The organism is Streptomyces sp. NBC_00273 (genome assembly GCF_036178145.1).
GTDB lineage: Bacteria > Actinomycetota > Actinomycetes > Streptomycetales > Streptomycetaceae > Streptomyces.
Genome location: NZ_CP108067.1, coordinates 5,213,948 through 5,229,091, shown reverse-complemented (window position 1 = coordinate 5,229,091; position 15,144 = coordinate 5,213,948). Strand labels below are relative to the sequence as shown.

The 15,144-nt window shown below is 72.6% G+C and carries 9 protein-coding genes; 5 read left to right on the top strand and 4 right to left on the bottom strand.

Annotated elements, in window-relative coordinates; translation table 11 throughout:
• The first annotated feature begins 2 nt into the window (after nucleotides 1-2).
• Nucleotides 3-917, top strand: coding sequence for a MerR family transcriptional regulator (locus OG386_RS22930; protein ID WP_328789690.1), 915 nt, complete (start codon nucleotides 3-5; stop codon nucleotides 915-917).
• Between the two features lie 193 nt (nucleotides 918-1,110).
• Here the strand turns inward: OG386_RS22930 and OG386_RS22925 are convergent, their stop codons facing one another.
• A complete protein-coding gene (locus OG386_RS22925; protein ID WP_328789689.1) occupies nucleotides 1,111-1,914 on the bottom strand; it encodes an aquaporin in 804 nt (267 codons plus the stop codon).
• A 143-nt stretch (nucleotides 1,915-2,057) separates the two neighbouring features.
• Here OG386_RS22925 and OG386_RS22920 point away from each other — a divergent pair, with 143 nt between their 5' ends.
• The 3 genes from OG386_RS22920 to OG386_RS22910 all read left to right on the top strand — a co-directional run bounded on the left by OG386_RS22920 (nucleotide 2,058) and on the right by OG386_RS22910 (nucleotide 7,655).
• Nucleotides 2,058-2,597 carry an RNA 2'-phosphotransferase gene (locus OG386_RS22920; RefSeq protein ID WP_030009826.1) on the top strand — a complete coding sequence of 180 codons (540 nt, stop codon included), beginning with the start codon at nucleotides 2,058-2,060 and terminating at the stop codon, nucleotides 2,595-2,597.
• Nucleotides 2,598-2,739: 142 nt separating this feature from the next.
• Nucleotides 2,740-4,626 carry an HSP90 family protein gene (locus OG386_RS22915; RefSeq protein ID WP_328789688.1) on the top strand — a complete coding sequence of 629 codons (1,887 nt, stop codon included), beginning with the start codon at nucleotides 2,740-2,742 and terminating at the stop codon, nucleotides 4,624-4,626.
• On the top strand, nucleotides 4,623-7,655 hold the full coding sequence (locus tag OG386_RS22910) for a tetratricopeptide repeat protein (protein WP_328789687.1): 3,033 nt from the start codon (nucleotides 4,623-4,625) through the stop codon (nucleotides 7,653-7,655). Before OG386_RS22915 ends, OG386_RS22910 begins: the two co-directional genes overlap by 4 nt.
• 57 nt (nucleotides 7,656-7,712) lie before the next feature.
• Here the strand turns inward: OG386_RS22910 and OG386_RS22905 are convergent, their stop codons facing one another.
• Nucleotides 7,713-8,618, bottom strand: a complete 906-nt coding sequence (locus OG386_RS22905) for an LLM class flavin-dependent oxidoreductase (protein ID WP_327384388.1) — start codon at nucleotides 8,616-8,618, stop codon at nucleotides 7,713-7,715.
• Between the two features lie 105 nt (nucleotides 8,619-8,723).
• On the opposite strand from OG386_RS22905, the gene OG386_RS22900 reads away from it, so the two are divergent.
• Nucleotides 8,724-9,611 (top strand): Cof-type HAD-IIB family hydrolase, encoded by an 888-nt coding sequence (locus tag OG386_RS22900; RefSeq protein ID WP_328789686.1) that lies wholly within the window; start codon nucleotides 8,724-8,726, stop codon nucleotides 9,609-9,611.
• Between the two features lie 8 nt (nucleotides 9,612-9,619).
• On the opposite strand, the gene OG386_RS22895 is transcribed toward OG386_RS22900, so the two are convergent.
• A complete protein-coding gene (locus OG386_RS22895; protein ID WP_328789685.1) occupies nucleotides 9,620-11,308 on the bottom strand; it encodes a sensor histidine kinase in 1,689 nt (562 codons plus the stop codon).
• A gap of 153 nt (nucleotides 11,309-11,461) precedes the next feature.
• Entirely contained in the window at nucleotides 11,462-15,121 is a 3,660-nt protein-coding gene (gene cydD / locus OG386_RS22890) for a thiol reductant ABC exporter subunit CydD (RefSeq protein ID WP_328789684.1), read from the bottom strand.
• Between the last annotated feature and the right edge of the window lie 23 nt (nucleotides 15,122-15,144).

Genomic DNA, 15,144 nt, shown 5'->3' with positions numbered 1-15,144 from the left:
GATTGTCCGATCAGGCGGTAGCCGAGTACCGGATCGAGGATCTGGCACACCACAGCGGGGCGACGGTGCGCACGATCCGGGCGTACCAGGATCGTGGCCTGCTGCCGAAACCGGAGCGGCGGGGCCGTTCCAACGTCTACCGGGACACGCATCTGGCGCGGCTGCGCCAGATCGCGGACCTGCTGGACCGCGGCTACACCCTGGCTTCCATCAAGGAACTGCTGGAGGCCTGGGACGCCGGGCGAGGTCTGGGCGGCGTACTCGGGCTGGTCGCCGAGGTGCACGGGCCGTGGACCGACGAGGAGGCGGCCCGGATCAGCAGGGAGGAGCTGGACGAGCGGTTCGGCGGCCGCCCGGACGACGGCGCCGTGGACGAGGCGTGCGAGCTCGGGGTGCTGGAGCGGATCCCTGGGCGCCCGGACCAGTTCCTGGTGCCCTCACCGCAAGAGCTGGCGGTGGCCGCCGAGCTGCATGCGGCCGGGGTGCCGCTGTCGGCGATCACCGGGCACCTGCGGGAGCTGCGGGGACAGGTGGAGCACATCGCCTCGCGGTTCCTGGAGTTCACCACCGAGCACGTCTTCGCGCGCTACCTCGGGCAGGTGCCGCCCACGGACGCGGACGCGGCGGAGGCGGCGACGATGGTCCGGAGGCTGCGGCCGCTGGCCCAGCAGACCGTGGACGCGGAGCTGGCGCGGGCGATGCGGCTCTTCGCGACCCGGCACCTCCAGCGGCACCTGGGGTCGGCGGGCCCACCGGGGCCGACGGGGCCCTCGCCGGTGGCGCTGCCGGCCGCAACAGTACGGGCCGTGCAGGATCTGGTGGGTGCCGACCATGTGGCGGAGTTCGTCCGGGCCGCGACGGAGCGGGAGCTCCAGGCCCGGACGATGAACGATCTGGCGCGCCGACGAGAGCGGTGACGACGCCGGGGAGGGTGGTCACGGCGGAAGGTCCGGTCGGGGCAGGTCACGCCCGGTCGGGCCCGTCGGGGCCGGTCGGGGCCGGTCCCCTGGTTCCACAGGGTCCACAGGGCGGATCACGCGTTTGCCGTCAAAACCCACCCAAACGGCTGTGGACAAGTCCCCTTTTCCTGTGGGCAACTGAGCCGGCGTCTCACCCGACGGTCTCGTACGCCACCTTGGCCGGGCTCGCTCCGTCCACCGGCGCCGCCTTCGCACTCCGGCCGAACCTGGACCCGTACCGAGCCCTCGTCCCTGTCCCGGCTCCCCTCCCGGTCCCGTACAGGAAGGCGGCCAGGGCCAGGCCGAGGATCCCGCCGACCAGCTGGGCGCCGACGAATCCGGGCAGCGACTGGGGAGCTATGCCAGTGAAGGAGTCACTGAAGCTGCGCCCGATGGTGCCCGCCGGATTGGCGAAGGAACCGGAGGAGGTGAACCAGATCGCGGCCGCGATGTACGCGGCGACCGCCGCCGGGACGAGCCCGGAGCGGCCGATCCGGCCGAGGCCCTGGATCAGGAGGACGAGACCGGCGGTGGCGACCACCTCGCCGATGAGCAGATGACCGCCGTCGCGCACTTGGGTGGCGAAGGTGCCCGGGGTCCGTCCGAACATGACGTCCGCGACGAGGGCGCCGCCGATGGCTCCGGTGCTCTGGGCCACGGTGTAGACGAGGGCCTCGGGGCCGCCCAGACCCTGACCGCCGGTCCGCCGGGACCACCAGGAGGTGAGGGTGACGACCGGGTTGAGGTGGGCGCCGGACAACGGCCCGAAGATCGTGATGATCAGCCCGAGGCCGATGGCCGAGGCGAACGAGTTGGCGATGAGGGCGACACCGGTGTCGCGGCTGAGCTCGGCGGCCTTGAGCCCGGAGCCGATCACGACCACGAGCAGGCCGGCGGTACCGACCAGCTCAGCAGCGGCGCGGCGTGACAGCGAGGGTGAGGGTTGGGCTGTCATGGTTTCTCCCTCTCGACAGAAGCGATAGTGGAAAATATATTCCGCATCTTGGAAGGGCGATAGGGGGTGTCCACCACGTGTCGCCACCGGCCGCCCCCGGAAAATCCCTGCCGCGGGGCCGTCCGACCGGGCACGCTGGGGCCATGGATGAAAGACGCACCGTGAAGGTGTCGAAGTACGTCTCGAAACACCTACGCCACCAGCCGGAACGGATCGGACTGGTGCTCGATCCCCACGGCTGGGTGGAGATCGACGACCTGCTGCGCGCGGCCGCCGCGCACGGTTTCCGCTTCAGCCGGGCCGAGCTCGACCACGTCGTCGCCGCCAACGACAAACAGCGGTTCGCCGTCGACGGCACCCGGATCCGGGCCAACCAGGGGCACACCGTCGCCGTGGACCTGGACCTGCCGGAGGCCGAACCGCCCGCCTACCTCTACCACGGCACCGTCGCCGCCGCCCTGGAGCCGATCCGCGCCGAGGGCCTGCGCCCGATGGCCCGCCACCACGTGCACCTGTCCCCCGATCGGGAGACCGCCACCCGGGTCGGCGCGCGACGCGGCCGGCCCGTCGTGCTCAGCGTGGACGCCGGGGCGATGCGAGCGGCCGGACACGTCTTCCGGATCAGCGCCAACGGGGTGTGGCTGGTGGACGCCGTACCGCCGCAGTTCCTGCGCTTCCAGTAATCCCGGGCCGGGCATCCAGGGCGCCGGAATTCACGCAGAGATTGTCCGACCATCCCCCTAATGTGTGAACCACTCCGGGATCTGTGAGGGGGGGACCTCGCGATCACCGAACCATCCCTGCACGCACGCGAGGTGACGCCCCATGTCCACGTCCCCGGCCCCGTCCACGCCCCCGTCGGCACCCCACAGCTTCCAGGTCGATCTGCGCGGCCTGGTGGACCTCCTCTCCCACCACCTCTACTCCAGCCCGCGCGTCTACGTCCGCGAGCTCCTGCAGAACGCGGTGGACGCGATCACCGCGCGCCACGCCCTCGAACCGTCGGCACAGGTCCGCATCCGGCTCTCGGCGTCCGGCGGCCGCGTGACCATCGAGGACAGCGGCATCGGCCTGACCGCTGCCGAGGCCCACTCCCTGCTCGCCACCATCGGCCGTAGTTCCAAGCGCGGTGGCGACGGCGCCGATCTCAACGAGCAGGGCCTGGAAGCGACCCGCCAGGAGTTCCTCGGTCAGTTCGGCATCGGCCTGCTCGCGTGCTTCGTCGTGGCCCGCCAGATCCGGGTCCTCACCCGCTCCGCCCGCGACCCCCAGGCCGCGCCCGTCGAATGGCTGGCCACGGACGACGGTTCGTACACCGTCCGCGAACTGCCCCACGAGGCACGGCCGGAGCCCGGCACCACCGTCGTGCTGGAGGCCCGCCCGGGCGCCGCGGAATGGGCCGTCCCGGCCAAGGTCGAAGAACTGGCCCGCGACTACGGCTCCCTGCTGCCGTACGAGATCACCTTCGACGACGGCGAGGGCGGCGAGCCGCGCCCCCTCACCGACCGGCCCGCCGTATGGGACCGTCCCTTCCCCACGCCGGCCGCCCGTCGCGTCGCGCTCGCCGGGCACTGCGCGCAGCTCTTCGGTTTCACCCCGCTCGACAGCATCGACCTCGACCTGCCGGTCGCCGGCGTACGGGGAGTGGCCTACGTCCTTCCCGAACCGACCAGCCCCGCCCACCGGGCCGGACACCGCGTCCACCTCAAGGGCATGCTGCTGACCGACCGGGCCGACAACCTGCTGCCCGACTGGGCGTTCTTCGTCCGCGCCGTACTCGACACGGACACGCTGCGCCCCACCGCTTCCCGCGAGAACCTGTACGACGACGAGACCCTCGCCGCCGTACGGGACGCCCTCGGCGCCCGCGTCCGCGGCTGGCTCGCCGAACTCGCGGCCAGCGATCCGGAGCGCCTGGCCGCTTTCCTGCAGGTCCACCACCTCGGCGTGAAGTCCATGGCCCGGCACGACTCCGAGCTGCTCGGGCTGATGCTGCCGTGGCTGCCGTTCGAGACCAGCGACGGCTCGATGAGCCTCCAGGAGTTCGCGGCCGCCCACACGGACATCCACTTCACCCGCACCGTCGAGGAGTTCCGGCAGATCGCACCGATCGCCGCGGCCCACGGGCTCGGCGTCATCAACGCCGGATACACCTACGATGCGGACCTGCTGGCCCTGCTGCCCTCCGTACGGCCGGAACTCAAGGTCACCGAACTCGACGCCGGGGCCGTAACCGAGCGGCTGGACCCGGTGCCGACCGCGGCCGAACTGGCGCTCGCCCCCTTCCTGGCCACCGCGCGCACCCGCTTGGAAGCCCAGGGCTGCGACGTGGTGCTGCGCGCCTTCCAGCCCGTCGCCGTGCCCGCGCTGTACCTCGACGACCGGCAGGCCCGCCAGGAGCGCGACCGCACCGCCGCGCTGGAGAGCGCCGACTCCCTATGGAGCGGCATCCTCGGCGCGCTGCGCGGCTCCGCGCCGCGCGCCCGTCTGGTCCTCAACCACAACAACCCGCTCATCCGCCGGATCTCCGCGCTGCCCGACGAGGCGCTGACCGGCACGGCCGTCGAATCGCTCTACGGGCAGGCCCTGCTGATGTCCCAGCGGCCGCTGCGCCCCGCCGACTCCACCCTGCTCAACCGGGCCTTCCTCGGACTCCTGGAATGGGCGACCCACTCCACCGATTCCCGCGACGCCCAGGAGGAACAGAAATGACGACGCTGACGCGCGAGGAGATCGTGCGGGGTCTGGCGGAGAACCGCGAATCGCCGAACGGCGCCGTACGCAACGCGCACGCCGAAGCCCTGGCCGGCGCGGCGGAGACGAGCGGCGACCGGGCCCTGTTCCGCGAGGCCCTGGACAACCTGATCAACGCCTACCTCTACAGCTCCGAGTCGTCCAACATGCTGGTCCCCTTCGCCCGGCTGCTCCAGGAGTACGACAAGGACCCGGGCGCCTTCTCCCACTGGGAGGCTCATTCGCTGTTCTGGCAGTTCAAGTGGGTGGCCACGGCCATCTCAGACTCTCCCGGGATCCCGCTGGAGTCGGCCACCGGCTGGCTGGACGAGATGGAACGCCGCTACCGGATCGCCGGCTACAGCGAGCGGCCCGTTCGCGAGGCCGAGATGTGGCTGGCCGACGCGATCGGCGAGGACGAGCGCGCCGAGCGGGCCTTCCGGAGTTGGCTGGCCGCCGAGCGCGACGACATGAGCGACTGCCGGGCCTGCGAACTCAACGGGCAGGGTCAATACGCCGCCCTGCACGGCGACGACGCCGAGGCCCTGGAGCTGTGGAAGCCGGTGCTCGACGGCGAACTGACCTGCGCCGAGGAGCCCCACCGGCTGCTCGCCACCTCGCTGCTGCCACTGCTGCGGCTCGGCCGGGCCGACGAGGCGCGCTCCCACCACCTGCGCGGCTACCGCATGGCCCGCGGCAACGAGAGCCTGCTGCCGTCGGTCGGCAAGCACATCGAGTTCTGCGCACTCACCGGCAACGAATCGCGCGGCCTGGAGATCCTGGCCGAACACGCCGCCCATGTGGCTCCGCTCGCCAACCTCGACGACCGGCTGGACTTCCACGGCAGCATCCTCGTGCTGCTGCGCCGCCTGCGGGAGCTGGGGCACGGGCGGACCCCGGCCGTGCCCTACGAAGGAAGCCCTCGAACCATCGACGAGTTGTACGAGGTCCTGTACGCGGGCTGCCTGGACATCGCCCGGCAGTTCGACGCGCGCAACGGCACGACCCGGGTCTCGGACCGGTTCCTCGCACAGATGGGCCGCGAGCCGCTGTTGACCGAGCTGCCGCTGGGGGTGCGCAGTGCGGCGCTGCCGCAGACCGCCTCGGCCCCTGCTCGTCCCGAGCCCGGGACGGCCGGGACGGCCGCCGCCTTCACCGAGCTGGTGGAGCGGGCCCGCCGTGCCCGGGACCTGAGCCATCCGGGTACGGACGCGCTGTGGGCCGAGGTGGCGGTACGACTGGACGCGCACCCGGAGGCCGATCCGCTGCTCCGCGCCGACCTCGCGGACCAGCAGGCCCTGGCCGCCGGACGGAGCGGAGCCGCGGAGGCGCCGGAGCTGCTGAGGGCGGTCCGGGACGACTACCGCGCGCTCGGCCTCGCCGAGCGCGCGGCGCTCGCGGAGCTGCGGCTGGCCGGTGTGGCAGCACAGTCCGCAGCCGCGCCGACGGAGGTCCGGAAGCTGCTGCGTGTCGCCCTGCGGTCCGCCCAGGCACTGGACGCCGCCGAGCCGCTGCGGGCCCGGCGCATCGCGCTCGTGGAACTGTGGACGATCCGGATGGAGTCGTACCTGCGCTCGGTGGAGACGGACGACGACCACGACCACCACGACCATGACCACGACGACCACCACGGGGAGCTGGCCGCCGAGCTGACCGACTTCATCGCCACTCACGAGGGCACCCTGGCGGACCTGGTGGCTGAGGCCGAGGAGATGCTGGGCCGGGTGGCCCTGACACAGGGCGACCCGGAACGGGCCGTGCCCCTGCTCGCGTCGTCCGCCGCGCGGGCCGCCGGGGCCGGCCGGCCGTGGCAGGCCGTGGACCCGCTGGTACTGCGGGCCGGGGTGCTGATGACGCTGGAGCGGCCCGAGGAGGCGGAGGCCGCGGCGCGCTCCGCACTGGAGCACGTCGCCGAGGTGACCGACGCCGAGACGCAGGGCGTCGTACGGCTGACCCTCGCGGACATCCTGCTGCGGCGGGGCGACGCGGCCACGGAGAGCGCGGAGCACGCCTTGGCCGCAGCCCACTGGTTCGACCAGGCCGCACTCACGGCCGACGGCGGTGCGCATGCCCGGCTGCTGCTGGCCCGGGCGTACGCGGAGCACGGCCGGAACGCCGAGGCGGCGGAGGTCCTGCAGTCGGCGCTGGCGGACCTGCTGGAGCACGGCGACCAGCAGGCGGTGTCCGTGCGGGAGCTCCTGGGCGATCTGCTGCGCCGGCTGAACGAACCCCGGCCGGCAGCGGAGCAGTACCTGCTGGCGGCAGAGGTCACCAAGGGCTGGGAGGATCCGCGTCCACAGGCGAGCCTCGCGCATTCGGCCGCCGACACCCTGGACGACGCGGGACTGGCCGTGGAGGCGGTCGCCGCGTACGAGCGGGCCCTGGAGCTGCACCGGCTGACCGGCGAGGTCCCGGTCGCCGAGGTGCGGATCCTGCGCTCCCTGGCCTGGCTGGGACTGCGTGAGGAGGTCACCGTCACGACGGTGTCGCAGGCCCGGAAGCGGATCGAGGAGGCTGCCGAGGTACTGGAGGCGGCCCTGGCGGCGGATCCCGGAGCCGCTGTGCTGCGGTCCGAACTCGCCCAGACCTGGCACCAGCTGGCGCAAGTGCTCGACCGGCACGTCAACACGAACGAGCAGTCCGACGAAGCCGCTGACCAGGAGGACGAGAAGGGCGGGGACGAGGACCAGGGCATCGCCGATGCACGGGCGGAATCGGCGTCCCGGCTGAGCCCCGCGGAGGTCGACGGGCTGCGCCTGAAGGAGATCGAACTGTGGGACCGGGCCGCCCGGGTCTACGCCGAGCTCGGCCCCGACCATCTGCGGGACCGGTTCCAGTGCCTGAACAACGCGGCCTGGACCGAGCAGGAGCGGGGTGACGCGGACGCGGGCGCCGCGCGCGTCTCCGCGCTGATCGACGAGGCGCGGGCGCTGCCCAAGGACGACGTGCCGGACTGGCTCCTGCCGTCCGCGGAGCGCCTGCTCGCGCAGTTGAACGACAGGGATTAGGGGGCGTCTTGTCGGTCGTCGTCGCTGCTCGTGCGAGTGGCGACGACGACCGGTGGATCAGCCGTCGAGCTGGGCCAGGGCCTCGGTGGCGATCTTCTCGAACACGGCCTCGTCGGCGGCGAACTCGGAGTCCGGGATCGGGGCGTGGATCACCACCTCGGTGAACCCCAGATCGCGGTGCCGGCCGGCGAAGTCGACGAACGCGTCCACGGACTGCAGCACGGTGTTGGCTTCCGGCGTGAAGCCGGTCAAGAGGATCTTCTCCACGGGCTCCAGGTCCCGCCCGATCTCCAGGAAGGCCTTGCCGAGCCGCTCGAGCTGCCCGCGCAGGGCCTCGCGCGACTGCTCGGGCGTGCCCTCCTCGAAGAGCTTCGGGTCGCCCGTGGTCACCCAGGCCTGGCCGTGTCGGGCGGCGAGCCGCATGCCGCGCGGTCCGGTCGCGGCGACCGCGAACGGCAGCCGGGGCCGCTGCACACAGCCGGGGATGTTGCGGGCCTCCTCGGCGGAGTAGAAGGTCCCCTCGTGGGTCACCGAGCCCTCGGTCAGCAGGCGGTCCAGCAGCGGCACGAACTCGGCGAAGCGATCGGCGCGCTCACGCGGGGACCATGCCTCCTGGCCCAGCGTGGTCGCGTCGAAGCCGTTGCCGCCCGCGCCGATGCCGAGGGTGATGCGCCCGCCGGAGACGTCGTCCAGGCTCATGAGGTCCTTGGCGAGGGTCACCGGGTGACGGAAGTTCGGCGAGGTGACGAGCGTGCCCAGGCGCAGCCGCTCAGTGGCGGTGGCCGCTGCCGTCAGGGTGGGCACCGCGCCGAACCACGGGCCGTCGCGGAACGTGCGCCAGGACAGGTGGTCGTAGGTGTAGGCCGTGTGGAACCCGAGCTGCTCGGCCCGGAGCCACTGATCGCGTCCTCCCTCGTGCCATCGACGTACCGGAAGGATCACCGTGCTCAGACGCAGACTCATGCTTCGAGCCTACGGTGAGCCGATGTTTCACGTGAAACGGCGCCGTTTCACGTGAAACATCACCCGAGATCAGAGCCCCTGCCCATGGTCAGGACCTCTTCGGCCATGGGCGAAGATGGAGCCGTGACCTCGGCTCCCCAGTGCCCGGACGGGCCAACCCCCACGCCCCGGCTGATCGCCACCGACCTCGACGGCACCCTGCTGCGCGACGACAAGTCCGTCTCGCCCCGCACGGTCGCCGCACTCGCCGCCGCCGAGGAGGCCGGGATCGAGGTCTTCTTCGTCACCGGCCGCCCGGCCCGCTGGATGGATGTGGTCAGCGATCATGTCCACGGCCACGGCCTGGCGATCTGCGCCAATGGCGCGGCGGTGGTCGATCTACATGCCGGACGTGAGTTCGTGCAGGTCAGAGCCCTTCCGCGGGTGGCAGCCCTCGCCGTCGTCGATGCCCTACGGGCCGCGGCACCTGGCACCTCCTTCGCGGTCGAGCTGACCACCGGCATCAATTACGAGCCGGCGTACCCGCCCTTCTTCAAGGACCCGGGTGCCCGGGTCGCCACTGCCGAGAAGCTGCTGCACGAGGACACGGACGAAAGCTCCGCGCCCGTGCTGAAGCTGTTGGCGCACCATGCCGAGCTGGCCCCGGACGAGTTCCTGGCGCTGGCGCGGTCCGCAGCCGGTGGGTACGCGTCGATCACCCGGTCCAGTCCCACCTCGCTGCTCGAGATCAGCGGGCCGGGCGTGTCCAAGGCGAGCACCCTGGCACTGTGCTGCGCCGAGCGGGGCATTTCCCCCGCCGAGGTCGTCGCTTTCGGGGACATGCCGAACGACGTGGAGATGCTCAGCTGGGCGGGCACCTCGTACGCCATGGGCAACGCCCACCCCGATGTGATCGCGGCCGCCTCCGGCCGTACGGTCGCCAACAACGAGGACGGGGTCGCCCTCGTCATCGAGCGCATCTTGGCCGAACGCACCGCGGGACAGCAGGCCTAAGGCCGTCTCTAGACATCGGGTTGGAGCGGGGCCTCCCACACCACGGTGGTCCCGCCTCCGTCCTCGCCGATGCCCGGCCCGTACGAGCTCGCGCCGCCCAACGACTCGGCCCGTCGGCGCAGGTTCCGCAGCCCGCTGCGGCGGCCGCCCTGCGGGATGCCCACCCCGTCGTCGGCTACCTCCAGCCGGACCCCAGGGCGGCCGTCGGCGAGCGTGATGGTGGAGTCGATGACCACGTCGATCCGGGTCGCCTCGGCGTGACGGAAGGCGTTCGACAGGGCCTCACGCAGCGCGGCGATCAGGTTCTTGCCCACCAGCTCACCGACGACCGTGTCGACCGGGCCGAGGAAGCGGTGCGCGGGCTTGAAGCCCAGGGGCACCGCGGCCATGTTGATCTCCCGCAGCACTCGGGTACGCAACCCGGACGGAGCCTCCGCCGGACCCTGTTGGAGGGCGAAGATCGCGGTGCGGATCTCCTGAATCGTCACGTCCAGTTCGTCCACGGCCTTGCCCACGCCGTCGCGCACCTCGGGGACGATGGACCGGCGCTGGGCGCCCTCCAGCATCAACCCGGTGGCGAAGAGCCGTTGGATGACCAGGTCGTGCAGGTCGCGGGCGATCCGGTCGCGGTCCTCGAACACCGCCAGCCGCTCGCGGTCGCGCTGTGCCTCGGCCATCATCAGGGCGAGCGCCGCCTGCGAGGCGAACTGGGTGGCCAGGGTCCGCTCGGCCTCGGTGAACGGACGCCCACCGCGGGCCCGGGGGGTGACCAGCGCGCCCAGCACCCGCCCGCCGCTCTGCAGCGGCAGCAGCATGCACGGGCCGTACCGGCTGGTGAGCTTGCTGGCCATGCGGGGATCGGACGCGGCGTCGTCCACGAAGACCGGCTCGCCCTCCAGCAGCCGGTCCACCACCGGGCTCTCGGCCCCCATCACCACACCGAGCGAGGTGGCCGGGTTCTCGGAGGAGACGGCGACGATCTCCATCCCGCCCTCCTCGGCCGGCAGCATGACGATCCCGGCGGCGGAGTCGGCCAGCCGGCGGGCCTGTTCGGCGACCACAGCGAGCGCATCGTCCGCGTCACCGCCGGACAGGAGAGCGGTGGTGACGGCCACCGAGCCGTCGATCCAGCGCTCGCGCTGCGTGGCGGCCTCGTACAGCCGGGCGTTGCCGATGGCGATGCCCGCCTCGGTGGCCAGTACCCGGACCATGTGGACGTCGTAGTCGTTGAACTCGCCGCCGCCGTTCTTCTCGGCGAGGTAGAGATTGCCGAAGATCTCTCCCTGCACCCGGATCGGCACTCCGAGGAAGGTCTTCATGGGCGGGTGGTGCGGCGGGAACCCCGCCGAGCGCGGGTCCTTCGTCAGATCGGCGAGCCGCACCGTGTCGGAGTGCGAGATCAGCGCTCCGAGCAGGCCCCGTTTCCCGTCGGGGCGGTGTCCGATCTTCCGGGCCTGCGCGGAGCTGATCCCGTGGGTGACGAAGTCCGAGAGTCCGCGGCCCTCCGTGTCGACGACCCCGATCGCCGCGTAGCGGGCGTCTGCGAGCTCGGCCGCGGTCTCGCAGATGCGGTCCAGCGTCGAGTGCAGCTCCAGCCCGGTCCCGACCGACCTCATGGCCTCCAGCAGTTGCGGTACTCGGGCCGTGAGCTCGGTGGACAGTCCCTGCAGACTTCTGGTGGCCTGGGTGGCAGCCATCAGGGGGTCCGAAGCTCCCTCAGTTTCCGCAGCTCCCGGCCTTCCCGGCGTTCCCGGCAACGGACCCGGCAGCGGGTCAAATGATGGACCCGGTGAAGGATCCGGCGATTCCTGCGACTGCTGCGCTGACATGGCCCTGAGCGTAGTTAGTCCCTATTGGCGGGGAAAGTTGGCCAAAGTGCCGTCCGTTGCCCTTTCGCGCGCCAGCAGCTGCTGCAACGGCCCCTCGGCGGCGGCCAGCTCCGCGTACGGGCCGCGCTGCACGACCTCGCCGCGGTCCAGCACGAGCACCTCGTCGACCGCCTCCAGGCCGGCCAGCCGGTGTGTGATCAGCACGGTGGTCCGGCCCTCGGTCGCGGCCAGCAGGTCCGCCGTCAGGGCGTCCGCCGTGGCCAGGTCCAGATGCTCGGCCGGCTCGTCCAGGACCAGCACAGGGAAGTCCGCGAGCAGCGCCCGGGCCAGGGCCAGCCGCTGGCGCTGACCACCCGAGATCCGCTCGCCGTGCTCGCCGACCAACGTGTCCAGCCCGTCCGGAAGGCCGTCGGCCCACTCCAACAGCCGGGCCGCGGCCAGCGCCTGCCGCAGCTGCTCCTCGCTCGCCCCGGTCCGGGCCAGGCGCAGGTTCTCCCGTACCGAGCTGTCGAAGATGTGCGCGTCCTGGGCGCACAGGCCCACGAGGACCCGTACGTCGTCGCCGTCGAGCGTGCGCGCGTCGCTCCCGCCCAGGCTGTACGCGCCTTCGGCCGGGTCCAGGAACCGGAGCAGGACCTGGGCCAGGGTGGTCTTGCCGGACCCCGAGGGACCGACGACGGCGATGCGGCGGCCGGCCTCCAGGGTCAGCTCCACGTCCCGCAGCGCGGCACGCTCCTGGCCGGGGTGGCGGGCGGTGAGCCCCGTCAGCCGCAGCGGGAACGGCGAGGCGGGGGCCGCGGCGGGTTGTTCCGGCTCGGCGACCGGGACCGGCGCGTCGATGACCTCGTAGACCCGCTCGGCACTACGGCGCACCCGCTGGCGGTACTGGACGGCGAGCGGAAGTCCGTTCACCGCCTCGAAGGCGGCCAGCGGCGTCAGGACCGCGACGGCCATGGCAACCCCGGACAGCCGTCCGTCCTGGACTGCGTTCGCGGCAACGGCCGCGGCGGCCACGACGGTGAGCCCGCACACCAGGGCCGACAGGCCGCCACCCAGCCCGGCCGCGGCCGAGCCCCGCGCGGCGATGCGCGTCAGCAAGCCGTCGCTCTCGCGCGTCCGGCCCTTGCGGTCCTCCAGCGCACCGGCCACGGTCAGCTCCGCGGTCCCGGTGAGCAGATCAGCCACCCGGGTGGCGAGTTCGCCCCGGGCCGGCGCGAGCCTTCGCTCCGCACGGCGGGCGCAGGCACCGCTGACCAGCGGTACCGCGACACCGGCGGCGAGCAGTCCGACGGCGAGTACGGCTCCGGCCTCCGGCAGCAGCCATGCGGTGAAGGCGACCGAACCCGATCCGACGAGCACGGCCGTACCGACGGGCAGCAGCCAGCGCAGCCAGTAGTCCTGCAGTGTGTCGGTGTCGGCCACCAGCCGGGCCAGCAGGTCCCCGCGCCGGTGCTCGCGCAGCCCGGCGGGCGCGATGCGCTCCAGTCGGCGGTAGACGGAGACCCGCAGATCGGCGAGCATCCGCAGCACGGCGTCGTGCGAGACGAGCCGCTCGGCGTAACGGAAGACGGCGCGGCCCATTCCAAAGGCGCGGGTGGCCGTGACGGCCACCATCAGGTAGAGCACGGGCGGCTGCTGTGAGGCCCGCGAGATCAGCCAGCCCGACACGGCCATCAGGCCGACGCTGCATCCGACGGCCAGCGCCCCGAGCAACAGCCCGAGCCTGAACCGCCCTTGCCACGCCCGGGCGACCGCCCGCACCCGGCGCAGCGGATCATCGGCCGCGCCCGAACCTGCCAGGCCCGAACCGACCGGGCCCGAACCAGCCGCACCGGACGCGGCCGCACCCGAGCCGGCCGGGCCCGAGCCGCCGCCGGCCTCCGCCCGCTCGCGCGCCGCGCCGAGGATCCACTCCCCGGCATCCGGGACGTGCTCGCCGCGGTCACCGGCTGCGCCGGAGGAGGACAGCAGCTCGGCGCCGACCGGGGAAGCGGCACGGCGGGGGAGCGTCCCCTCGGCGAACGGCTCCTCGGGGTCGTCGCCCGCCTCCATCGCCACCACCCGGTCCGCGACGGCGAGCAGCGCCGGCCGGTGCACCACCAACAGCACGGTCCGCCCGACGGACAGCCGCCGGACCGCGTCCACGATCCCCGCCTCGGTCTCGCCGTCCAGCGCCGCCGTCGGCTCGTCCAGCAGCAGCACGGGCCGGTCCGCGAGGAACGCGCGTGCCAGGGCCAGCCGCTGCCGCTGACCGGCGGACAGTCCCACACCGCCCTCGCCCAGCGGGGTCTCCACCCCGCGCGGCAGCGCGGTCACGAACTCCCAGGCCCCGGCGTCCTTCAACGCCTCGGTCACATCGGCCTCGGAGGCCCCCTTACGGGCCAGCCGCACGTTCTCTGCGATCGTTCCTGCGAACAGGTGCGGCCGCTGTGGCACCCAGGCGATCTGCTGCCGCCACTGCGCCGGCGACAGCTCGGCCAGGTCCACGCCCGCGACCCGGACCCGCCCGGCGGTCGGCGTCACGAATCCCAGCAACACCTGGAGCAGGGTGGACTTCCCCGCTCCGCTCGGCCCGGTGAGGGCCACGCACTCCCCCGGCCCGACCGTGAGCGAGACCGGCCGGGGCGAGTCCTCGCCGCGGCCCTCGTAGCGGACGGCGATCCCCTCGATCTCGATCCGCAGGGGAGCGCCGCCCGGCAGCTCGGCGGTACCGGCCGTACCGGTGGTGGGGGTCTCCAGGACCTCGAAGATCTCCTCGGCGGCCGCCAGCCCTTCGGCGGCAGCGTGGTACTGGGCCCCCACCTGCCGCAGCGGCAGGTAGGCCTCGGGCGCCAGGATGAGGATGACCAGCCCGGTGTAGAGGTCCAGTTCGCCGTGGACCAGCCGCATGCCGATGGTCACGGCCACCAGGGCCACCGACAGCGTCGCCAGCAGTTCCAGGGCGAAGGAAGAGAGGAAGGCGATGCGCAGGGTCCGCATCGTCGCGCGCCGGTAGTCATCGGTGATCTTGCGGATCGACTCGGCCTGCGCCTTGGCCCGGCCGAAGACCTTCAGGGTGGGAAGCCCGGCCACCACGTCGAGGAAGTGCCCGGAGAGCCGGGACAGCAGCCGCCACTGGCGGTCCATCCGGGACTGGGTGGCCATGCCGATGAGGATCATGAACACGGGGATCAGCGGCAGCGTCACCACGATGATGGCCGCCGACACCCAGTCCTCGGTGACGACGCGGGCCAGCACGGCGACCGGCACGACCACCGCGAGCCCCAGCTGGGGCAGGTAGCGGGAGAAGTAGTCGTCGAGCGCGTCCACGCCCCGGGTGGCCAGTGACACCAGCGATCCCGTCCGCTGGCCGGCCAGCCAGCCGGGCCCGAGCTCCGCGGCCCGGTCCAGCAGCCTGCCCCGCAGCTCCGACTTGACCGCCGCGCCCGCCCGGTGCGCGGCCAGTTCCGTGAGCCAGGCGATCAGCCCGCGTCCGAGCGCCACCGCCGCGAGCAGTAGCAGTGGCGTCCGGAGGGCCTGGCCGTCGAGCCCCCGCTCGAAGGCTCCGACCACGATCTCGGCGATCAGCATCGCCTGACCGACGACCAACCCCGCCCTGGCAAGCCCCAGGGCCACCACCGCCCCCAGGAAGAGGCGGGTGGAACGGGCGTACCGCAGCAGGCGCGGGTCGATCGGTTTCACGTGAAACATCCCCTCGGGGAAGT